The 22,289-nt window shown below is 68.2% G+C and carries 18 protein-coding genes and 1 riboswitch; of the genes, 10 read left to right on the plus strand and 8 right to left on the minus strand.

Going from position 1 to position 22,289, the window contains the following annotated elements; all coding sequences use genetic code 11:
- Nucleotides 1-27 precede the first annotated feature (27 nt).
- Together AC5WS7_RS11700 and AC5WS7_RS11705 are read right to left on the minus strand one after the other, a co-directional pair.
- On the minus strand, nt 28-636 hold the full coding sequence (locus AC5WS7_RS11700) for a DUF5134 domain-containing protein (RefSeq protein WP_495954439.1): 609 nt from the start codon (nt 634-636) through the stop codon (nt 28-30).
- Between the two features lie 110 nt (nt 637-746).
- Nucleotides 747-1,970, minus strand: a complete 1,224-nt coding sequence (locus AC5WS7_RS11705; protein ID WP_495954440.1) for an aminotransferase family protein — start codon at nt 1,968-1,970, stop codon at nt 747-749.
- A 186-nt stretch (nt 1,971-2,156) separates the two neighbouring features.
- Here AC5WS7_RS11705 and hrpA point away from each other — a divergent pair, with 186 nt between their 5' ends.
- Both hrpA and AC5WS7_RS11715 read left to right on the plus strand, forming a co-directional pair.
- Nucleotides 2,157-7,265 carry an ATP-dependent RNA helicase HrpA gene (gene hrpA / locus AC5WS7_RS11710; protein ID WP_495954441.1) on the plus strand — a complete coding sequence of 1,703 codons (5,109 nt, stop codon included), beginning with the start codon at nt 2,157-2,159 and terminating at the stop codon, nt 7,263-7,265.
- A gap of 204 nt (nt 7,266-7,469) precedes the next feature.
- On the plus strand, nt 7,470-7,886 hold the full coding sequence (locus AC5WS7_RS11715) for an SRPBCC family protein (RefSeq protein WP_495954442.1): 417 nt from the start codon (nt 7,470-7,472) through the stop codon (nt 7,884-7,886).
- A gap of 48 nt (nt 7,887-7,934) precedes the next feature.
- Here AC5WS7_RS11715 and nrdR read toward each other — a convergent pair whose 3' ends face one another.
- Nucleotides 7,935-8,426: a transcriptional regulator NrdR gene (nrdR, locus tag AC5WS7_RS11720; RefSeq protein ID WP_495954443.1), complete on the minus strand. Its 492-nt coding sequence runs from the start codon at nt 8,424-8,426 to the stop codon at nt 7,935-7,937.
- 126 nt (nt 8,427-8,552) lie between these two features.
- Entirely contained in the window at nt 8,553-9,053 is a 501-nt protein-coding gene (locus AC5WS7_RS11725) for a LysM peptidoglycan-binding domain-containing protein (RefSeq protein WP_495954444.1), read from the minus strand.
- Nucleotides 9,054-9,400: 347 nt separating this feature from the next.
- Between AC5WS7_RS11725 and lexA the strand changes: the two genes are divergently transcribed.
- Nucleotides 9,401-10,150 (plus strand): transcriptional repressor LexA, encoded by a 750-nt coding sequence (gene lexA / locus AC5WS7_RS11730; RefSeq protein WP_495954445.1) that lies wholly within the window; start codon nt 9,401-9,403, stop codon nt 10,148-10,150.
- Between the two features lie 50 nt (nt 10,151-10,200).
- On the opposite strand, the gene AC5WS7_RS11735 is transcribed toward lexA, so the two are convergent.
- Together AC5WS7_RS11735 and AC5WS7_RS11740 are read right to left on the minus strand one after the other, a co-directional pair.
- Complete coding sequence (locus AC5WS7_RS11735; RefSeq protein ID WP_495954545.1) at nt 10,201-11,178, minus strand: cytochrome c oxidase assembly protein; 978 nt, start codon at nt 11,176-11,178, stop codon at nt 10,201-10,203.
- A 159-nt stretch (nt 11,179-11,337) separates the two neighbouring features.
- Nucleotides 11,338-12,327 carry a cation diffusion facilitator family transporter gene (locus AC5WS7_RS11740; RefSeq protein ID WP_495954446.1) on the minus strand — a complete coding sequence of 330 codons (990 nt, stop codon included), beginning with the start codon at nt 12,325-12,327 and terminating at the stop codon, nt 11,338-11,340.
- 138 nt (nt 12,328-12,465) lie between these two features.
- Nucleotides 12,466-12,634: riboswitch (M-box (ykoK) riboswitch) on the plus strand.
- A 324-nt stretch (nt 12,635-12,958) separates the two neighbouring features.
- Here AC5WS7_RS11740 and AC5WS7_RS11745 point away from each other — a divergent pair.
- The 5 genes from AC5WS7_RS11745 to AC5WS7_RS11765 all read left to right on the plus strand — a co-directional run bounded on the left by AC5WS7_RS11745 (nt 12,959) and on the right by AC5WS7_RS11765 (nt 17,594).
- A complete protein-coding gene (locus AC5WS7_RS11745) occupies nt 12,959-13,129 on the plus strand; it encodes a hypothetical protein (RefSeq protein WP_495954447.1) in 171 nt (56 codons plus the stop codon).
- Between the two features lie 93 nt (nt 13,130-13,222).
- On the plus strand, nt 13,223-14,968 hold the full coding sequence (locus AC5WS7_RS11750; RefSeq protein ID WP_495954448.1) for an NRAMP family divalent metal transporter: 1,746 nt from the start codon (nt 13,223-13,225) through the stop codon (nt 14,966-14,968).
- A gap of 42 nt (nt 14,969-15,010) precedes the next feature.
- Nucleotides 15,011-15,484: a MarR family winged helix-turn-helix transcriptional regulator gene (locus AC5WS7_RS11755; protein ID WP_495954449.1), complete on the plus strand. Its 474-nt coding sequence runs from the start codon at nt 15,011-15,013 to the stop codon at nt 15,482-15,484.
- Nucleotides 15,485-15,813: 329 nt separating this feature from the next.
- Entirely contained in the window at nt 15,814-16,149 is a 336-nt protein-coding gene (locus AC5WS7_RS11760) for a histone-like nucleoid-structuring protein Lsr2 (RefSeq protein ID WP_067898431.1), read from the plus strand.
- A 134-nt stretch (nt 16,150-16,283) separates the two neighbouring features.
- On the plus strand, nt 16,284-17,594 hold the full coding sequence (locus tag AC5WS7_RS11765; RefSeq protein WP_495954450.1) for a diguanylate cyclase domain-containing protein: 1,311 nt from the start codon (nt 16,284-16,286) through the stop codon (nt 17,592-17,594).
- A 425-nt stretch (nt 17,595-18,019) separates the two neighbouring features.
- Here AC5WS7_RS11765 and AC5WS7_RS11770 read toward each other — a convergent pair whose 3' ends face one another.
- Complete coding sequence (locus AC5WS7_RS11770) at nt 18,020-19,036, minus strand: alpha/beta hydrolase (protein ID WP_495954451.1); 1,017 nt, start codon at nt 19,034-19,036, stop codon at nt 18,020-18,022.
- Nucleotides 19,037-19,376: 340 nt separating this feature from the next.
- Between AC5WS7_RS11770 and AC5WS7_RS11775 the strand changes: the two genes are divergently transcribed.
- The gene (locus tag AC5WS7_RS11775; RefSeq protein WP_495954452.1) at nt 19,377-20,648 is read left to right on the plus strand and encodes a PucR family transcriptional regulator; all 1,272 of its coding nucleotides are present in this window, start codon (nt 19,377-19,379) and stop codon (nt 20,646-20,648) included.
- A gap of 47 nt (nt 20,649-20,695) precedes the next feature.
- On the opposite strand, the gene AC5WS7_RS11780 is transcribed toward AC5WS7_RS11775, so the two are convergent.
- Nucleotides 20,696-20,887: a hypothetical protein gene (locus tag AC5WS7_RS11780; RefSeq protein ID WP_495954453.1), complete on the minus strand. Its 192-nt coding sequence runs from the start codon at nt 20,885-20,887 to the stop codon at nt 20,696-20,698.
- A gap of 377 nt (nt 20,888-21,264) precedes the next feature.
- On the opposite strand from AC5WS7_RS11780, the gene AC5WS7_RS11785 reads away from it, so the two are divergent.
- The gene (locus tag AC5WS7_RS11785) at nt 21,265-22,167 is read left to right on the plus strand and encodes a Scr1 family TA system antitoxin-like transcriptional regulator (RefSeq protein WP_495954454.1); all 903 of its coding nucleotides are present in this window, start codon (nt 21,265-21,267) and stop codon (nt 22,165-22,167) included.
- Nucleotides 22,168-22,289 lie beyond the last annotated feature (122 nt).

Below are 22,289 nucleotides of genomic sequence, written 5' to 3' on the forward strand. Positions count from 1 at the left end.
GCGTGTTCCCGGTCGGTCCCGCGTGAGTCAGCTCGACGCCGCGGCGACGAGCATGAACGCGGTGCCCAGGTCCATCACCACGTGCGGGATCACGGTGGCCGGGGTCATCGCATGCCCGACCGCATGGCGCAGAAGCGATTTCGGCCCCGGAACGAACATCAGGACAGCGTCCAGGACGAACACGGCCGCGAGTACGAGCATCGGGGCCGCCGACCCGGGATGCGGATGATCCCCGCTCATACGCATCGCGTGCCCGGACATGGACCACAACATCGCCACGACCGCCACCAGGTGGTATGCGATCGTCGCGGCCCGCGCGGGCAGGCAGTCGCCGTTGCGCCAGGCGCGCACCCGTTCGGCCAGCACCGCCACGTACACCACCGTCATCGCGGTCAGTACGCCGCGCAGGGCGTCCGGGGCGGCGACCATCGGGAAGACCAGCATCGCCAGCATCACCAGGCACATCAGCAGATGTGCGGCATCGGATTCGTGATCGGCGACCGGACCCGGCACGCGCTCGCTCACGCCACCGGATGCGAAGACCGGGAGCCTGCCCGCGACCAGAACCGCCGCGAGCACGAAACCCGCCACGATCCCCCAACGCAGCACCGAGTATTCCGCCACGAAACCACCCACACCCCACCGCCTTCCCGCGACGCGCGCACGCCTTCGTCCATGCTCGCATCCCGTACCGGGCCGGGGCACCCTTTCATTTTGGCGTCCGGCGCGGCAACGGCCGTGCGGCCTCAGCCCAGGGCGCGCCCGAAGGCCGCCGCCAGCTCCGCGACCTGCTGTTCGGTGATGACGAAGGCCGGCGAGATCTGCAATGCGCCCTGCCCCGCCGCACGCGCGGAAACGCCCTGGGCGCGAAGGGCTTTCACCATCGCGGGCCCTTCGGCCGGATCGGCCAGCTGCACCGCGGCGACCGCGCCCAGCCCACTGCGCACCTCGGCCACCCGAGGATGCGCCGCCAACGGCGAGAAATGTTCGTGCAGTAGCGCTTCCAGATTCTTACTGGCGTCGATCAGGTTCTCACGCTCGAGAATATCGAGATTGGCCATCGCGGCCGCGGCGGCGCCGGCGTGGCCGCCGTAGGTGTAGCCGTGCCGGAACCAGACATCGCCGGAATAGAACGGCTCGGCCACCCGGGGCGCGGCGAAGACCGCGCCCATCGGAAGGTAGCCGGAGGTCAGGCCCTTGGCCGTGGTCATCAGATCCGGTTCGAGCCCGAAACGCGTCGAGGCGAACCAGGAGCCGCCGATGCGGCCGAATCCGGTGACGACCTCGTCCGCGACGAAGAGGATGTCGTTCTCCCGGCAGATGCGCCGCGCCTCGGCCAGATAGCCCTCCGGCGGCAGATACACCCCGCCCGCGCCGATGATCGGCTCACAGAAGAACGCGGCGATGCGGTCCGCACCGGCCTCCTCCACGAGTGCGGCCAGCGACCCGGCGTCGTCCCATTCCACGGTCCGCGCGTCCGGGACGAGTTCGCCGTAACCCGCGCGGTTCGGCGCGATACCGCCCAGAGCCGTTCCGGCGTAATGCATTCCGTGGTAGGCCAGACGCCGGCCGACGATCAGGGTCTTGTCCGGCTTGCCCGTCTCGTGCCAGTACCGACGCGCCAGTTTGGCGGCTGTGTCGACCGAATCGGATCCGCCGGAAGTGAACATGATCTTGCTGCCTGCCACCGGGGCCAGCTCGGCGAGACGTTCGGCCAGGTCCTGTGTGACCGGCGCGGTGATATCACCGAAATTCGAGTAATGCGCCAGGGTGGACAGTTGAGCGGCCACCGCGTCGGCGATCTCGCGGCGGCCGTGGCCGACGTTGGTGAACCACAGTCCGGCCGTGGCGTCGAGGTAGCGAGTACCGGCCTGATCCCAGATGTAGGCCCCTTCGCCGCGCGCCACCGCGAACGCGCCGTCGCGCTCGACCGCGCCCATATCGGCGAATCCGTGCCACAGCGATCCCATGTCCGGCTCCTTTCGTCCACACCTCCGGCACCCGTCGTCGCCGGACCCGCGCGAGGCCAGACTACCCGCGAGTACGACCACCGTCGCGTGGCGCGAACGCCGCGGGACATGATCATCGCCCCGACCGCCGTGGCCCGATAACCGGTGGCGGAGCCGGGGGATGAATTCGCTAGGCTGGAGGATGCAATGACCAGGACCGCCGCCACATCACGCGAGCTCCGTACCCGCCTGGCCGAACTCTCGATCCGCGACGAACACCGGTTACGACGACGGCTCGACAAGGCTCGTGGCGGGGACCTCGCCGACATCGAGAACGAGATCACCGCCGCCGAGGCCCGTATCGCCGCCCGCCGCGCCGCCGTCCCGCAGATCCGTTATCCCGAACAGCTGCCCGTTTCCGCGCGCCGGGACGATATCGCCGCGGCCATCGCGGCGCATCAGGTGGTCGTCATCGCCGGTGAGACCGGTTCGGGTAAGACCACCCAGATTCCGAAGATCTGCCTGGAGTTGGGCCGAGGCATTCGCGGCACGATCGGCCACACCCAGCCGCGCCGCCTCGCCGCCCGCACCGTCGCCGAACGCATCGCCCAGGAACTGGGCACCGAACTCGGCGATGTGGTCGGCTATACGGTCCGCTTCACCGATCAGGCCTCCGATCGCACCCTGGTCAAACTGATGACCGACGGCATCCTGCTCGCCGAGATCCAGCGTGACCGCATGCTGCGCCGCTACGACACGATCATCATCGACGAGGCGCACGAACGCAGCCTCAACATCGATTTCCTGCTCGGCTACCTGAAACAGCTGCTGCCCAAACGCCCGGACCTGAAGGTCGTCATCACCTCGGCGACCATCGATCCGGAACTGTTCGCCCGGCACTTCGGCACGCAGACACCCGTGGGACGCACCGGCTCCGATCCGAGCGGCCCGGGTACTACCGCGGGAGCCGCCGACCCGAAGCCCGCGGACGCCGCCGCACCGGCTGCCGGCACCGGCTCGCAGACACAGCACTCCGATCGGCACGACGCCGAATCACCGGAGAACCGGGTTACGGCACCTCCGGCCCGCGGGGGCGGCGTAGCTTCCACCGCCGCCGCGGCATCGACGGATGCGGACGCCGCACGGCCGACGTCCGATTCGGCAGCGAGGCAAGCGGATCGGCTGGAGAGCGAGCCCCGCGGCGCCGGTGAATCGCAACTCCGGGGGAACGACGACGCGCCCGACGGTTCGGGCGCGGCGCCGGCCGACTCCGGATCGGAGCAGTTCGGGATCGCGCCGGGCGAAGAGTCTCGCCCGAATGCCGGCCGACCGGATCGACGGGCGGACAGCGGCGAGACCACAGCCGCCGAACTCGAGCGGGCGGGCTCACAGCCAGGGCAGAGTGGGCCGGAGTTCACAGCGGCTCCGATCGTGGAAGTCTCCGGGCGGTCGTTTCCGGTGGAAGTGCGGTACCGGCCGCTGACGCTCGAAATGCCGGTCACCTCCGAGGATCTCGATGACGAAGACACCGAGATCGTGGACCGGGATCCGACCGATGCCATCGGCGACGCGGTGCGCGAACTACTCGCCGAGGGGGACGGCGACATCCTGGTGTTCCTGTCCGGGGAACGCGAGATCCGGGACGCCGCGGACACGTTGCGGGATATGCGGTTGCCGCGGACCGAGATTCTGCCGCTCTACGCGCGGTTGTCGGCGGCGGAACAGCATCGGGTGTTCGAACCGCACACCGGGCGGCGGGTGGTGCTGGCGACCAACGTCGCGGAGACCTCGCTGACCGTGCCGGGCATTCGCTACGTCATCGATCCGGGCACCGCGCGCATCTCGCGATATTCGTTGCGCACCAAGGTACAGCGGCTGCCGATCGAACCGATCTCGCAGGCTTCGGCCCGGCAGCGGTCGGGCCGGTGCGGCCGCGTCGCGGACGGCATCGCGATCCGGTTGTACTCCGAGGACGACTTCGAGTCACGTCCGAAGTTCACCGAACCCGAGATTCTGCGCACCAATCTGGCTGCGGTCATTCTGCAGATGACTGCCCTGGGGCTGGGCGATATCGAGAGTTTCCCGTTCGTCGAGCCGCCCGACAGCCGCGCCATCCGCGACGGTATCGCGCTGCTGGAGGAACTCGGCGCGCTGACCCGCCGCGACGAACAAGACCGAGCGGACGCGACACCGGGCAGAGCGCTGGCGCTGACCCCGATCGGCCGCGAGATGGCGCAGATCCCGGTGGATCCGCGGATGGCGCGCATGCTGGTCGAGGCACAGCGCGGCGGCTGTCTGTCCGAGGTGCTCGTCATCGTGGCCGCGCTGTCCATCCAGGATGTCCGCGAGCGCCCGGTCGAACATCAGCAGGCCGCCGACGCGCAGCACGCGCGCTTCACGGTCGAGGGTTCGGATTTCCTGTCCTACCTGCGCCTGTGGGACTATCTACGGGAGCAGCGAAAGGCACTGTCCGCCAACCAATTCCGCCGGATGTGCCGCGACGAGTTCCTGCACTACCTGCGGATCCGGGAATGGCAGGACCTGCACGGCCAGCTACGCACCATCACCCGTGGCCTCGGCTGGCATCCGGACGCCGACCGGCCTGCCGAATCCGACGGCGGTCCAACCGAATCCGGCGATCGGGGGCGCGAACTTCGGGGCGCGGGAACCTCCGGCCGCTCCCGGGATTCCAGTGCTCCGGAGTCCGGCAATGGATCCGGAGGCCGTCGATCCCGTTCCGGCACAAGCGGACCCGTTCGCCACGGAATCTCCGTGTCTTCGGACGATCCCGGAGCCGACGGCGACCGCGGACCGCGCACGGACAAATCTCGGCGCGCTGATGCCGAAAGACCGGCCGGTGACAGGAACGGCAGTGCATCGAGCCGGGACCCGCGCGACGACGAACCCTCGTCCGAGAGTGACGAACCCACCCGGAAGGGCCGCCGTACGCAACGTCACGGCAAGGCCGGACGTGACAACGATGCCCGTCTCGGCGGTGGCAAATCCGCGTCCGGCGAAGGGGCATCACCGGACGCCGAGACTCGAAACCGGCGAGGAGGCCCGGCAGACCGCGAGCGGCGAAACAATGACGCCGATGGCTCCGGCCGGCGCGGCCGGTCGGGTGGTAAACGCGAATCCGACCACGGCGCAGCCGAATCCGTACTCGGACGGGGCGCCGTGCAGCGTGCCGGGCGCGCGGACGTACTGGCCGCGAGTGCGCCACAGCCGGACGGGTTGCCGTGGGATGTGACGTCGATTCATCAGGCGCTGCTCGCGGGAATGCTGTCGCATATCGGGGTGCGCGAGGCGGAGACGCGCGAGTTCCTCGGCGCGCGCAATGCCAAGTTCATGATCTTCCCGGGGTCGTCACTGGCGAAAAAGCCGCCGCGGTGGGTCATGGCGGCCGAACTCGTGGAGACCTCGCGGCTGTGGGGGCGCACAGCGGCCCGGATCGAGCCGGAATGGGCCGAGCGGCTGGCCGGAGATCTGGTCAAATGCACGTATTCCGAACCACACTGGTCCGCCAAACGGGGTGCGGCCGCGGCGTACGAGCGGGTGACGCTGTACGGCATTCCGCTGGTGGTACAGCGGCGCGTGGATTTCGGCCGCATCGACCCCGAATTGTCGCGCGAGTTGTTCATCCGGCACGCTCTGGTACAGGGCGAATGGCAGACGCGGCACGAATTCTTCGCGCGCAACCGCGAATTGCTGGAGGACGTCGCCGATCTGGAGCATCGGGCGCGCCGCCGCGACATCCTCGTCGACGATCAGGTGCTCTTCGATTTCTACGACGAGCGGATTCCCGCCGACATCGTATCGGTCCGGCATTTCGACAGCTGGTGGCGCACCCAGCGGCGCAAGGATCCGAATCTGCTGGACTTCACCGCCTCGACCGTGGTGAACGACGATGCGGCCGTGCTGGACCCGGCCGCGTATCCGGACGGCTGGCGACAGGGTGAGCTGAGTTTCCCGCTCACCTACCAGTTCGAACCCGGACAGGCCGACGACGGCGTCACCGCGCACATCCCGGTCGCCCAGTTGGCGCATGTCCGTGCGGTCGGCTTCGACTGGCTGGTGCCGGGGATGCGCGAGGAACTGGCGGCGGCATGGATCAAGACTCTGCCGAAACACCTGCGCCGCAGCGTGGTTCCGGCGCCCGACTTCGCTCGCGCGGCCCTGGCGCAGCTGACGCCGCGCGCCGAACCGTTGCGCACCGGGCTGGCCCGGGAGCTGTCCCGGCTCGGTTCGGTGACCGTCCGGCCCGCGGATCTCGATCCCGCCGCGCTACCGGACCATCTGCGGATGACCTTCGCCGCCACGGCCCCCGACGGCACGATCGTGGACCGCGACAAGGATCTGGCCGCGCTGAAAACCCGCCTGGCCGATCAGGTCTCGAAGTCCGTCGCGCGGGCCACCGCCGCGGCGGAACGCCCGGCGAGCACGGTGTGGACCTCGGAATCGCTCGGCGCCCTGCCGACGACGGTGCGGCGGGAGGTGGGCGGACAGACCATCACCGGCTATCCGGCGCTGGTTCCCGAAGGCGCGGGTGTCGCGGTCCGGGTGCTGGCCTCGCCCGCGGCACAGGCGGCAGCCATGCGCACCGGCACCCGGGTGCTGCTGCTGAATCAGCTGCCCACGTCGGCTCGCGCGGCCACCGCGGGGCTCTCCCCCGCCGATCGCCTTGCGCTGAGCCAGAATCCGTCCGGATCACTGGATGCGTTGGTCGAGGATTGCAGGGCCTGCGCCGCGGACGAGCTGATCGCCGAGAACGGCGGCCCGGTCCGAGGCCCCGAGGAATTCAAGGCGTTGGTCGAGCGGATCCGCCACCGGTTCGGTGCGGAGGTGTCCCGCATCGTGCGTCTGGTGGTTCCGGTCCTCACCCAGGCTCACCACGTGCGCAGCGCCCTGGCGAGCACCGCCGATCGCGAGATCGCCGAGGACGTCCGGCATCAGCTGGACGACCTGGTCTTCGCCGGATTCGTGACCGAATTCGGCAGCGCGCGCCTGCGCGAACTCCCCCGCTATCTGCAGGCCGCCGCACTGCGTCTGGAGGCATTGCCCGCATCGGCGACCCGCGATCGCCAGGGCATGGCCGAACTCGACCGCGTGCACGCCGCCTATCAGCGGCTCCTCGACGCGCTCCCCGAAGCGCGCCGCACGGGCCGCGACGTCACGGAGATCTGGTGGATGATCGAGGAACTGCGGGTCAGCCTCTTCGCCCAGCAACTCGGCACCCCATACCCGGTGTCGGCCAAGCGAATCGAACGAGCCATCACCGCCGTCCGCACGGCCCCCGCCGCACGCCGCACACACTGAGTCCGCTCACCCGGACCGGCCACTGTCGGCTGGCCCCCAACTCGTGTCAGTGCCGGGCCTCGGGACGTACCGGTGCTTCGCCGGACCGAGCCGAGGCGCTGTAGTGCAATGCGAGCACACGAGGTGGGCCGCCAGTGCCATCGCCGGACTCGCGACCGTGCGGCGGCGGATCGGCGGGCGGCACAACACACGTATCGTGGTCCGGTGACGTATCCAGTGCGGACCATCACCGTCGACATCGACCGACCGTTCGTCGATGTCACGGATTTTCTCGCCGAGCCACTGAATTTTCCGCGCTGGGCGACCGGCCTGTCGTCCGGTATCGAACCGGGTTCGCCGAGCGCCGGTGCGGAGCCCGGCGAGTGGGTCGCGGATTCGCCCCAGGGTACGGCTTTCGTTCGATTCAGTCCGCCCAACGAGTACGGAGTGGCCGATCACCGGGTTCGGCTGCCGGACGGCTCCGTGGTGGATATCCCGCTGCGCGCCATCCGCAACGGCGACGGCACGACGATCACGTTCACTCTCTTCCGGCTGCCCAGTGTGGACGACGAACAGTTCGACACGGACAGCGACTGGGTGCGGCGCGACCTGCAAACCCTGAAAGCGTTGTTGGAGAAGTAATCCGACGCGCAGTCCCCAGGTTCTGCCACCACGGCCGACTCGCCGGAATCAGTCCTTGCCCGCGGAAACCGGTTGCTCCTCACGAGCCTGTTCGGCACGGCGGCGGCGCAGATCCTCGATCTCGCGTTCGAAATCGTCTGCGGAGCTGAAGGATCGGTACACCGAGGCGAAGCGTAGGTAGGCGACCTCGTCCAGGTCGCGTAGCGGGCCCAGGATCGCCAGGCCTACCTCATGACTGGGAACCTCGGGAGAACCCGTGGCGCGCACCGCATCCTCGACCTGCTGGGCGAGCAGGTTGAGTGCGTCGTCGTCGACCTCGCGGCCCTGACATGCGCGCCGCACGCCGCGAATAACCTTCTCCCGGCTGAACGGCTCGGTGACACCGCTGCGCTTGACCACCGATAGAATGGCGTTCTCGACGGTGGTGAACCGTCGCCCACATTGCGGGCAGGCACGACGGCGCCTGATGGCGGTGCCTTCCTCGGCCTCACGCGAGTCGACCACCCTGGAGTCCGGGTGCCGACAGTATGGGCAATGCATCCGAGTTCCTTCGTCGATGCCTGCAGTAGTCCATAGCCATGCTGTATCTCCACAGCACTGTCGAGGATACCTGTCGGCCCGCCAGGCCTCGGATGCGGCGTCGCCGCCACCACCGCCCACGGAACACTACCGTCCGGATGTCGGCACGATCAGCGTCCCGCCGCCGACGACCTCCGCGCCCCGCAGCGAATTGAGCTGCACGATCCGATCGACCGTCTGCCGCACCGGAACTCCGGGGGCCACCCGCGCGGCCACCTCCGCCAGCGGCTCCCCCTCGCGCACCTGGACGACCGTCGTCGGCGCCGGACTCGGCACCGCCCCCGCGCGCAACTGGGCGATTCCGAGTAGCCCGCCCACCGCCAGCGCACTCAGCAGAGCGGCCAGCGCCAGCGTCGCGAATCCGATCCGCGCCTGCTGGACCCGGGTCTGCGGATGCGGCGTCCCGGCGAATCGAAGCCGGGGCCGGTTGTAGCGCATGCCCCCCGAGGGCGGGCGCCCGGCGCGGGTACACCCGGCGCGCACATCCCGGCGGGGGGCGCCGGTCGTACGCGGCCGACGAGCGGGCGCTGCCGCGCCGTACCCCGAATAACTTGCGGCGTTATCGATTTCGCTGATCGTGGTGCGCATCGGACGGACCTCCGGGGGCGGTGTGCTGGATCGATTTCCGGTTTTCGATCATGTGTTCGAAGAACTGATGTTCGATTCTTACCACGCGCCGCCGACAAAGTCACCACCATCCGCGACATGCGTCGAACAGATGTTTGAAACCTGGCCGAGACCGGACTACATTCGGAGCACGCGATCCGGCGTGGGCCGGTAGGAGCGGATCAGGCCGGCGCGGTGGCGCAGTGTCGGCGCACGACCCGAGGAGGACGAAGCACACCCATGAACGGGAGGACCACGACCGTGAGTGAGCGCAGCGAGGCAACCACGGACACCGCGCACGCGCGACCCAGCATCGGCGAGGTGCGGTCGTGAACGAGCACACAGCCGAGGGCCGCGACGACTCGGCCGGTCCGGCCGGCGTCGACGACGGCGTCGAAACATCCGGCGCCGGAACGGATCTCACCGCCCGGCAGCGCAAGGTACTCGAGGTCATCCGCACCTCGGTCACCGAGCGCGGCTATCCGCCGAGCATCCGGGAGATCGGTGATGCCGTCGGTCTCACCTCGACCTCTTCGGTCGCCCATCAACTTCGCGCCCTGGAGCGCAAGGGCTATCTGCGGCGCGACCCCAACCGGCCGCGCGCGGTGGACGTGCGCGGGCTGGACGAGACCGCGGTGCGCGCGGTCACCGGCGTGACCACCCTGCACGCGGTGCCGAGCGACGCCGAATCCGGCGATCAGCCCACCCCCACCTACGTCCCGGTGCTGGGCCGGATCGCCGCCGGTGGGCCGATCCTGGCCGAGCAGGCGGTGGAGGACGTGTTCCCGCTCCCCCGCGAACTGGTCGGCGAGGGTTCGCTGTTCCTGCTGAAGGTCGTCGGTGAGTCGATGGTCGACGCGGCGATCTGCGACGGCGACTGGGTCGTGGTGCGCCAGCAGAACGTCGCGGACAACGGCGATATCGTCGCGGCGATGATCGAGGGCGAGGCCACCGTCAAGACGTTCAAGCGCACCGGCAAGGACGTCTGGCTGATGCCGCACAACCCGCATTTCGAGCCCATTCCGGGTAACGACGCGCAGATCCTGGGCAAGGTCGTCACCGTCATCCGCAAGATCTGAGTTCGGCACCCGCCTGCCGTGCCGCTTCGGTGGCACGGCAGGTACGCGTTTCAGCGGCCGAAGCGCTGCCGCAACTGCGGATCGTTCTCCCACCACAACCCGCTCTGCACCGCATCCGATCCGGCGGCGACAGTGGTGTCCGGGCCGGACCGGCCGATTTTCGGCCGCCGGGCGGGCGGCGCGGTCTCGACGGTGGCCGCCGCCGCATCGAGTTCGGCATCCACCTCCGCGGCCTTGCGCCGTTCGTCCGAGGCCCATGCCCGCATCAGCGCCAGGAGATACGGCAGACCGAGCACATCGCCGAGTACCCAGATGATGCCCGCGGCGATGGTCTGATCCATTCGCAGATCCGGCCCCCAGGTCCGCCCGACCTCGGTGTAGTAGCCGAGCGCCACCAGTGGTCCCCACCACAGGACGATGCCGAGGATGCCGTCGGCGAGTGATTCGAAGACCGTGATCAACAGGGACAGCCCCTGCGAATAGCGGTGCGGCACCGGGTCGGTCTGCAGCCGCGAGTAGAAGTACACGAATCCGACGGCCACCAACGCGATCCGGGTGAACGCGTCCGCAACGCCGTGTCGCAGCACGATCTCGTACCAGGGACTCAGGAACAGCAGCCACGGCGCGGCCAGCATCGCCAGCGACGGCGCCAGCGGAAAGGTCACCGCGCGCGCGAGGGTCGATTCCAGTATCCGGTCGAGCCGGGCCCGCCCCTGCGGCCCCAAAGCCTCCCGCAACACCGTGAACGGCCTGCCGCTGGCCAACCCGAACGGCACCACGTACAACAGCAGGAGCGTCTGCAGCGCCCGCACCCACATCAGCGTGTCGGAATAGACCCCGACCATGCTGATCCCGCTCAGCAGCCAGAGCCCGAGTCCCATCAGGATGAACGCCGCCGGCCGGCCACCGGGGATCACCGTGCCGCGGCGGCCCGCACGCGTGCGGGCCGCCCAATATCCGGCACCCAGCGCGGCGGTCACCACCACCGTCGAGGTATCCCAGCGCCAGGATTCGAAGGCGGACTGCATGGTCAGCGGCGTCTCGATCCATCCCACGGCAGCCAGTATGCTCCCGTGCGGATCACCTCTTCGACGAGGGCAGCGTAGCGTCGCCGGCCGGCCGGGTGCCGAATCCGCAATGACCGAACCACCGTCCGACGCGTCGGTTCGGCGCGCGCGCCGAACCGATCAGCGGCGCATCGTCTTCGGGCTCGGATGCGCCTGCCCGTGGGTATCGGCGCACTGCGGCGCGGGCGGCGCACCGAGTGCGAGCAGTTCGGGCGAGGCGTGCTCGACCTGCAGGGTGGCGTGCGCGATGTGGTGCTCCTCGTCCAGCCAGTGCGCCAGCCCCTCGCGCACGGCGTGACAGTCCCGGCCGGACTCGACGAGGACATGCGCCGACAGCGCCGGCGAACCCGCGGTTATCTCCCAGATGTGCAGATCGTGCACCTCGACCACACCCTCGCGGGCCGCCATCGCCCGCCCGATCTCGGTCGGATCGAGATCGGCGGGAGCGGCCTCGAGGAAGATCCGGCTCGAGGCACGCACCAGTGCGACACCGGCGCGCAGCATCAGCACGACCACCACCAGCGTCGCGATCGCGTCGGCCCGGACGAATCCGGTCAGCAGGATGACCACACCGGCCACCGCGGTCGCGATGAAGGCGAACAGATCGGTCAGGATGTGCTGATAGGCGCCCTCGACGTTGAGACTGGTCCGGTTGGCACGCGAAATCATCCATGTCGCAAGTAGATTCACCACGACCCCGACGAGCGCGGTACCCAGCACGAGCCCGCCGGTCACCTCCGGCGGATGCAGCAGGCGGCGGACGGCCTCATAGGCCAGCCACACCGACAGCAGCAGCAGAGTGATCCCGTTGGCCTGGGCCGAGAGGATCTCGACTCGTTTCCAGCCGAACGTCATCCGTCCCGCGGCCGGCCGCGCGGCCAGCCGGATCGCCCAGAACGCCAGCGCGATCGACGCGGCGTCGGTCAACATGTGCGCCGCATCCGAGAGCAGCGCCAGCGAACCCGCGGCAATTCCGACGATCACCTCGGCGAGCATGAACGCCGCGATCACCGCCAGCGCACCGGCGAGCCAGCGCCGATCACTCTCGGAATTCGCCTGCACGTGCGCATGCGCGTGGTCGTGCGCATGCCCGGCGTGCGCTGACCCCATACCGGTCTCCTTCCGGCGTAGACGATCTTCCACCTGCGATAGTATGCACACATCACTATGTATGCAAGAACCTCCGGATTGCCCTGTCACAGCATCGCCGACTTGACTTCTCGGGTCGGAGGGCCGAACATTTCCGGGTCAGCACCTCGCTAGGCGAGGCTCCTGTACGAACACAGGCCACTGATCCGACGACGTCGAGAGACGCCCAGGGTTAGGACAGATCTTCCCGGATTAAGGGGTGATCCGAAGTGGCTTCCCGGCCGGGATACGTCGTACAGTGCCGAAGCTCTGACGAGAGGGGTGCAGGCTCCAGTCGTTCCGAGCGGAGCCTCCCCCTTTTCGATCGTCGTGGTGCCGATGAACGAACGACGACGCGCACGTGCGTCCTGGCAGCAAGGAGGTGAGGGACGAGATGAAATCCGGCGATAGTCCGTATCCGAGTCCGGTTCGAAAACCCGTTTCGTTCCCAACTTGCTGCACCTTCCTCGCGGCCTGACCGACACGGAAATCAACCATCGACATCCTCGCGGATCCTTCCCCGAGGGTCTGCCGATGGGGTCTCCGCGCGTTCGGACATGCCTGGATCCAGTTGCGGCGGTTGGCTTTTCGCAAGGAGCACACCATGATCCGCATGGCCTTCCCCCACCGCGCCGCCCTGCGGGGCGCTCTCGGCGAGTCGGTTCGGCGCATCCGCGCGCGTTACGACCTCACGCCGCAGGAGCGGCACAACCTGCACCTCGCGCACGTCCCGCCGGCGGTGGTCACCGCATCCCTCGGCGGCCACGCCGGGCATCTCTCCTAGCCACCCACGAAATCCGCCCACGCTCCGCCACAGCTGTCGCGGGCCACGAAATGCCCGGCACAGCAAATGATTTCAGGAATCGAGGGAACGGCCATGGCCTTCTTCTCCAACGGCGCGCCCCGCCGCGCCACCACCACCGCACCGGTTCCGGCCGATGCCACCACCGCGGTGCTGGACAGTGCGCACGTCGGCGATATCGTCGGCGCGCTGGGCACCATCGGCCGGCACGACACCGTCGAGGGACGCAGCCGGTGGCAGCGGTTTCGGATGCTGCTCGCCGTCATAGGTCCCGGTCTCATCGTGATGGTCGGCGACAACGACGCCGGAGGCGTGGCCACCTACGCACAGGCCGGGCAGAACTACGGTATGGCCCTGATGTGGACGCTGGTGCTGCTCGTTCCGGTGCTGTACGTCAACCAGGAGATGGTCGTGCGGCTCGGCGCGGTCGCCGGGGTCGGCCACGCACGGCTGATCTTCGCGCGGTTCGGCAGGTTCTGGGGCGCGTTCAGCGTGGGTGACCTGTTCGTGGTCAACGCCCTGACCATCGTCACCGAATTCATCGGCGTCTCGATGGCTCTCGGCTACTTCGGGTTGCCGAAGCGAGTCTCGGTGCCGGTGGCCGCGGTCCTGCTGTTCGCGGTCGTCGCGGGCGGCTCGTTCCGGCGCTGGGAACGGTTCCTGTTCGCCCTGATCGCGATCAACGTCGTGATGTTCCCGCTGGCGTTCATGGTGCACCCGAACGTATCGGCCACGGCGCATGGGCTGATCCCGTCGTTCCCCGGCGGGTTGAACTCGACCCTCCTGCTGACCATCGTCGCCATCGTCGGCACCACCGTCGCGCCCTGGCAGCTGTTCTTCCAGCAGTCCAACATCGTCGACAAGCGGATCACCCCACGCTGGATCCGGTACGAGCGGGTGGACCTGTGGGTGGGGATCGTCGTGGTGATGATCGGCGCGGTCGCGATCATGGCCGCCGCCGCCTTCGGCCTGGGCCCGGCGGGCAGGGGCGCGTTCTCCGATGCCGGGACCGTCGCGCACGGACTGTCGGCACACCTGGGCACGACGGCCGGCGCGATGTTCGCGATCCTGCTGCTGGACGCGTCACTGATCGGCGCGAACGCCGTCGGCCTGGCGACCACGTACACGCTGGGCGACACCCTCGGCAAGCGGCACTCGCTGCACTGGAAGATGAGCGAGGCGCCGGCCTTCTACGCCGGATACGCGCTGTTGCTGGCCACTGCTGCGGCGGTGGCGTTCAGCCCCGACCACGTGCTGGGCCTGCTGACCCAGGGCGTGCAGGCCCTGGCCGGCGTGCTGCTGCCATCCGCCACCGTGTTCCTGGTTCTGCTGTGCAACGACAAGGCCGTGCTCGGGCCGTGGGTGAACACCACCCGGCAGAACATCGTCGCGGGCGTCATCGTGTGGGCGCTGGTACTGCTGTCGCTGGCCCTGACCGCGGCGACCTTCTTCCCGAACCTGTCCACGGCGAGCCTCGAGCTCGGCTTCGGCGCCGGCGCGGCGGTCGGACTACTCGGCGGAGTCGTGCTCGCGGTCACCCGGCACCGAGGCGAACGGCGCGGCGCCGAACGAACCGCCGCGGAACTCGGCGGCCTGGACCCCGATCAGGTCGAGGAGCTGGACGCTACGCCGCTGTCCCGGCAGGAGCGCAGATCGATCGTGGCGGCCGATCGCTACGCCTGGCGCACCCCCGCACTGGACGAACTCGAACGCCCGAACTTCTCCCCGTCGCGCATGGCGGGCATGATCGCCCTGCGCGGCTATCTGGCCGTCGCGGTCGTCCTGGTCGCGGCGAAGGTCGTCCAGCAGATCGGCGGGTAGCGGGCCCGTCAGCGCTCGCGGTCCGTATTCCATACTGGATTCGTGACCGGGGAAACGCAGGACGACACCGCGCCGACCGATGCCCGATCGGCGAGCGAACTGGCCGAGTCGGCCGCCGAGCTGCGGGTCGCCCTCAGTCGCATCCTGCGCAGGCTGCGGGCGGCCCACTCGGGCATGGAGGTCACGCCGTCGCAGGGAGTGGTGCTGAGCCGGCTGCACCGCGACGGCCCGGCGACCGTGGCCGCCCTGGCTCGCGCGGAAAACGTTCGCCCGCAATCGATGCGGGTAACCCTGGCCGCACTCGAGGAACGCGGCCTGGTGTCCCGGAGTCCGCACCCGACCGACCAGCGTCAGGTGCTGCTGTCGATCACCGATACGGCCGGACAGCAACTCGCCGCCGCACGCAGTGCGAAAGAGGACTGGCTGGCCCAGGCGATGGCGACCGAACTGACGCGCGCGGATCAGGACGCGCTGCTGGCCGCAATCCCGCTGTTGCAGCGATTGCTCGAACACTGAACCGCCGGAACCTCCCGAACACCTCCAAAACCGCATTCGGCAAATATCCCGCACCCATCCATACCACCATCACTGGTTCATCTTGGAACAGCGGCGAACATTGGGCATACACATCGCCCCGGGGCGTTACCATCGTGAGCGGTCACAGGATTCACATATCCGAATGCTCGCAGCCCGGACAATTCCAGCAGTGCGGATTGTTCAATACCTTTAGCCACATTCCGGTACCGGAAACGCGCCGAATAGCGCCGGATTCGCTGCATTCCCCGGTAATGCGGTACGGTATATGCAATCCGAGTTGATCCGTGTCCGTGCGAAAGGGCTCAGTGATGGCCAAGAAGGTCACCGTCACACTCATCGACGATTACGACGGGAAGTCCAAAGCGGATGAGACCGTACAGTTCTCGATCGATGGTGTGGCCTACGAAATCGATCTGTCCACGTTGAATGCCGGCAAGCTGCGGGGCTCACTCGAGCCATGGACGGATAAGGCACGCAAGGTCGGCCGTCTGAAGGCGGGCAGCACCTCGCGCTCGAAGTCGGCCGCGGATCGCGAGCAAACCGTCGCCATCCGGGAATGGGCCAAGAAACACGGCTACAACGTGTCGGCTCGCGGCCGAATTTCCTCCGAGATCGTCGCGGCTTATCACAAAGCCAACAAGTAGTCGGTCCTCTCCTCGTCGTTTCTCCCGAGCCCCGGTGGTCGCGCGACCGCCGGGGCTCGACGGTTTCCGGTAGCCTGGGATTCCGGTTCGGCACTACGCCGTTCCCGCAAGTCACAGCGTCGGATCGAGCGGGGGTGGGTTTGACACGAGATCACCGCATCGCGGATCTCGCCCGCAGGTGGTGTGTGGCGGTCGTCGACACCGGCTTCGTGCCGATGTCCCACCGCCAACTCGAACGGCTGCTGCGCGATCTGCTCGATCGGATGATCGTCGCGCTCACCCGAGAATCCTTCGATGCCGAAGCGGCCGGCGCGGCCGGCGCCGCACTGGTTCGCGCGAATTTGACCGATCCGCAGGTGCTGGCCCGTTCGGCGCGAGTATTGAGCGAACTCACCGCACTGATCGCCCCGTACGAGGCGCGATTGATTCCCGCACTCGGCGAGATGGCGCGCGGCTACACCGACGAATTGCTCACCCTGCGCGCCGAGCATCAGGAGATGCTGCACGCGGCGATGGCCGATGCTCGGATCGCCGCCGAAGCCAGGTTCCGCGTCGTATTCGACAATGCCGCGATCGCCATAGCCATCGGCGATACCGGCGGCCGGGTCTTGGACGCCAATCCGGCACTGGCCACCATGTTGGGCCGGCCCCTGCCCGAACTGCGCGGACTACCGGTATGGGATCTGATCCATCCCGACGATCACGACCAGGTGCGATCGCGTATCTTCGACGAACTCTTGGTCGCCGGGTCGGGCACGGTGCGCCTGGAGGTGCGGTACCTGCGCGCCGACGCAACCGTCGGGTGGGTGTCCTGGGCGGTCACGCTGGTGCCGGCGGTCGCCGGACGCGCGGCCTACCTGCTGGTGGTCGGCGAGGACACCACCCAGCGCCGTGCCCTGCAGGCCGAATTGCACCGCCAGGCGCGGCACGATCCGCTGACCGGATTGTCCAATCGGCGGCAACTGGTGGAAACGTTGTCGCAGATCATCGCCCAGGCCGATCCGGACGACCGGATCGGCCTGGGCTTCATCGACCTGGACGGGTTCAAGACCGTCAACGACACCTACGGCCACAGCGTCGGCGACCGGCTGCTCACCGCCGTGTCGACGCGAATGGCCGAGCGCATCGGCGATGCGATGCTGGCCCGGGTCGGCGGGGACGAATTCGTCGTCCTGCTTCCGCCGCCGTGCGACGCGGCGCGGATCACCTCGGTCGCGGAAGCGCTCTCGAGCGCACTGGAAGAACCGGTACCGGTCGACGAACATCGACTGACCATTTCGGCCTGTATCGGGGCGGTGGTGACACCGGTATCCGGAGCGGACGCGGAGAAACTTCTCGATGCCGCTGACGCGGGGCTGTATCGGGCCAAAGCCGCGGGGCCGAATCGCTGGGTGTTGCACAGCGTGGACATGACGGCCGGGACGGGGTTCACGGGCCCGCTATAAGCCGGTCTGCGACAGGACATTCCGGCGCCGGGCGCGATGAATGCCGGGCGGGACCTGCTTTTCGGATCGGCCGAGACGATGCGACGAACCCGAGGGTGCTGGCCGATAGCTCGAATTCGACGGCGTTACACGGTATTCCACCGGATCGACTCCCGTGCCGTGGGCACACACTCCCACTCCGGCCGAGCGGGTTTCAGGGCAGCAGCAACCGAGCGAGGAAGGTGGAGATCATGGAGCCGAGCTGATCGAGGAAATGCGGAATCATTGCCGGAGTCCTTTCTGTCTCGCGAGGTGATATGCGCCGGTTGTGGCGCGGACGCGGATCGGCACGGCCTGCCGGACCCGCTGGGCATCTGATCAGGTATTCGGTACGGGCGGCGCGCCGGATGGGCCGAATCGTCCGCGGGACCGAGATATCCGGCCGGTCAGATGCCCAGTGCGCGCGCGAATCCGGGCCAGGCGGCATGCAGGGACTGCTGCCAATAAGGCCAGGAGTGCTGACCGCCGGGCACGTACCGAAAGGTTGCCGGTATGCCCAGCCGAGTGGTCGATGCCTGCAATCGGCGCGTGCAGTCCGCCACCACCGATTCCAGCATGCCGCCCGCGGGCGGAGTCGCCCCCGCAGCGTCGGGGCCACCCGTGCCCGCGCTGAAATACAGGTCCGGCGCGCGCAACCGGCTCAGGTTCGCATCGGTCGACGGATCGTTGGCCGGCCAGCCGGGCGAACCATCGGGGCCCCACATGTTCCACGGGTTGCCGCCGCCCGATGCGACCACGGCCTGTACATAGCGGCGTCCCGGGTCGGTGCTGGTCTGCGCGCACCCGCTGAACGACCCCACCGCCCGGTACAACCCGGGCGCGGCCTCGGCCAAGGCCAGGGACGAGGTGGCCGACATCGACACGCCCGCAATGGCATTGCGCCCCGAGGTGTCGTACGCGGCATCGATGATCGGCGGCAGCTCACGGGTCAGGAACGTGGTCCACTCGTTGCGTCCCAGCACGGGATCGGCGGTCTGCCAGTCGGTGTAGTAGGAGTACCGGCCGTCGAGCACCGTGACGACGTTGACGTTCTTGTCCGCCGTGAACGGGATCAGATCGGTCTTGGTCTCCCACGACGTCTCCGCGCCGTCCCAGCCGATTCCGTCCTCGGCGCCGTCGAGCAGATACAGCGTGGGCCGCGGGACGCTGGTGTCGGCCGCGCGGATGACGTCCAGGGCGATCACCCGATTCATCGCCGCGGAGTACACGTGGACCGTGGCCCGCCGGGCGTCGAGGCGCACCGTGTGGTCGATGTGCGAGCCATCCGAGGACGTCGGCGCCCGCACCGCGCCGGCGGATACCGGCGCCAGAACCGGCACGGCCGCGAACGCCAGGACCACCGCCGCGAACCGCAGCACGGTGGCCAGGCATCGCCCGGCCGCCCCGCGGATGTGATCGTTCATACCGCCGCCTCACCAAATACCCGGAAAGAGTCCGGAAAGAGTGCGGCACCATCGCCACACCGGCGTGGCACCGTGGAGGCAACGACCGGGTTATCCGTTCGAGTTCCGCGCGCACGGAGAATGCGGTGTAGGTCACCGCGAGTGGCGGTGGCGCATGGCCGAATTCCCCGGTCGAGGCCGCCCGCCCCCGATTTCCGGCCGGTACTGTGATCGATCACTATGAACGTCCGGTACCACGTTCCCAAACATCACGATGGTGCAGGAAAAGGGCCCTGCGGGATCTCAGGACAATTACGGTGACATGGCAGGGCAGTAACGGGGGGTGGAAGGGAGTTCGCCAATGTCTGTCACCACTCCGGACCGGCCGGGCCTGACCATGTCGGGGCGACCGATGTCGCTACCGCTCAAAGACGTCTGGGCGCTATCGCGACAGATGGTGGGCCACTTCGTGGAAAACGTCGCGCCGTGCGGGACACTCCCCGGCGACGCCATCTACGGCGACGTCACCACCATCACGCGCACCTGTCTGGAGCTGGCCGTCAGCATGCTGGACGGCAAGGACGTGCGCGCCAAGACCGAGCGGCTCGAGGACGCCGCCGGTCAGTGGGCGCGCGAGGGCGTACCCATCAACACCATCCACCACGCCATCCACGAAGGCTTCAAGATCGGCCTGGACCTGGTCACCGGCGCGGCGGTGCGGCATCAGTCGCTCGGCGCCGCCCCCGGCGACGAGCCCATGCTCACGCTGAACACCGCCGACTACGAGAACCTCGTCGACGGGGCCAAGCGCGTGGTGGAGATGCTCGACACCATGACCACAGCGGTCTCGGTGGCCTACGTCCGCGAACTCAAGGCGGTGGTGAGCGAGCATCACACCGCGGTGCACACCCTGACCTCGGCGCTGCTGGGCGGACATCCCACCTCGACGATGGCCCGGGAATGCGGGATCGAGATCGCCGAGCGGTATCGCGTTATCGCCGTGGCGATTCCGCCGCACCCCGAGGAGGCCAGCCCGATGCTGGACTCGAAAGTGGTGGCGCGGCGCAAACTTCGGCGCGTGCAGGCCGAATTGGCGCTGCGCTGTGGGGAATCCCTGCTGTCACTGCTGTCGGTGGACGGCGGCACCCTGCTGATCCCGGCCGAGCAGTTCGACGACGACGGCCTGGACAAGCTCGTCGGCCGCCTCTCGCACGCCGCGCGGGTCCCGGTGACCGCCGCGGTCGTCAACACCGCCGCCGCGGAGATCCCCACCGCCGCGGACCAGGCGCACCAGCTGCTGGATATGGTGCAGCGGCTGCAATCGGTGCCGGGGCTGTACCGCTTCGACGATCTGGCCTTGGAGTACCAGCTGACCCGGCCGGGGCCGGGCCGCGAATACCTCGGCTCGCTGCTGGATCCGCTGGACGAGCACGCCGAACTGCTCGACACTCTGCAGACCCATATCGCGCACAACCTCAACCGCCAGCGCACCGCACGACTGCTGCACGTGCACACCAACACCGTCGACTACCGCCTCAAGCGGATCGGCCAGCTCACCGGCTTCGACCCCACCCAGGCCAGCGGCCTGTGGTATTTGCGTTCGGCCCTGGTGGCCCGCACCTACGGGAGCTGACCGGCCGTCCGGCGCCCACCTCGAAAAGGCGGGCGCCGGAGGAAATCTCAGCGTTCGCGCGCGGAGTCGGGCCGGATCCGTCCGGCCTCGACGAGTGTGCGGTACGCGGCGCCCTTACGCGGACATTCCTCGCGCAGGCAGCCACGATGCCGCTGCATCGTCAGATGCGCCTCGCTGACGGTCAACGGGGCCTCGGGAGCCTCGTGCGGCCATCCGGCCGGCCACAGTGAGATATCCATATCAGTCGTCGTCCAGATCTGCGGAGAGGTACGCCACGGCGTCCAGCCATCGAGCGCACGAGGGCGCGTGTTCGACACCGAGGATTCGGCGTGCGAGGAGATCGGTCAGCTCACCCGGGAGATCGCCGCATACCCGACCATCACCGAATTGACAAGGTGCCGAACGCATTTGCGTGGTCGTCGTCATCCGACTCCCCCTCCGCCGAGGCGTAACCCGGTGGCCGGCAAGACCATCCGTGATACCGAAAACATGATAATCTGAACGTGATAGATGTTAGCGTGATTATCACGCGAGGGCTACAGCAAGATTGCGATCGGCCTCGGAAGTGGTTGCCGCGGAAGGAGTTTCAGGCGCTCCGCCGGTGCGCCGATGCGCCATGGGTACACGATTACGCACGGCCCGAAAACTGCTGCTGGGCCGCGAGATCGAGCACATGCTCAGCACCGCGGGGGTCAGCCAGAGCGAGGCCGCGAAGATCATCGAGACCAGCCAGAGCCGCATCGCCATGCTGATCGTCGGCACCGGCTCGATCACGGTGGGCGATCTGGAACGACTGGCCACCGAGCTCGGCTTCACCGACGAGAGCTATCTGGAATCGCTGAAAGAGCTTCGCCGCGACAATCATCGACGCGGCTTCTGGAACACCGGCTACCGCCGCGCCTACGTCGAGGATCTGCGCCTGCTGGTCGATCTGGAAGCCCACGCCGGTCAGCTGCGGGTCGCCGAGGCGGAGATCATGCCCGGACTCCTGCAGTGCGAGTCGTACATTCGCGCCCTGCACGAGCCCGAGGACACCATCGATCCGGACCCCGACACGGTCACCGTGGAGGAATCGGTGCAGGCCCGGCTGGCGCGTCAGGAGATCCTGCTGGCGCAGCGTCCGCCGGAGTTCCACGCGATCCTGTCCGAATCGTGCCTGCGTCGCGAATACGGCGGACGTTCGGTCATGGTCGAGCAGCTCGAACACCTTCTGGCACTGTCGAAACGGGCCAACATCCTGATCCAGGTGCTGCCCTTCACGGTCACCACCCGCGGCGCGGGCGCCGAGGACAGGTTCACCCTGATCCGGGTGCCCTCCCCCGGCGCGGCCGGCGATCTGGACATGGCGATCGTCGAATCCCAGGGCGATATCCGCTACATCGACGACAAACCGGCGGTCACCGCCCGCGAGGCGGTGTGGGCGCGACTGTCCGCAGCGGCGCTCAGCGCCGAGGATTCACGCCAGTTCATCGAGCATGTCGCGCGATCGTTCCGTCGCAAAACGTTCAACAACCGATAAGCGCCGATCCACCACTACGAGTTCGCCGGACAAACCTGTCGGCGAACAATTCGACGACTCAACATGATTCGACGACCCAACGAGGAGAGAGAACATATGCGCATACACGTCCGCCCCGTGGT

It is taken from the genome of Nocardia sp. PLKS1-43, assembly GCF_059510335.1.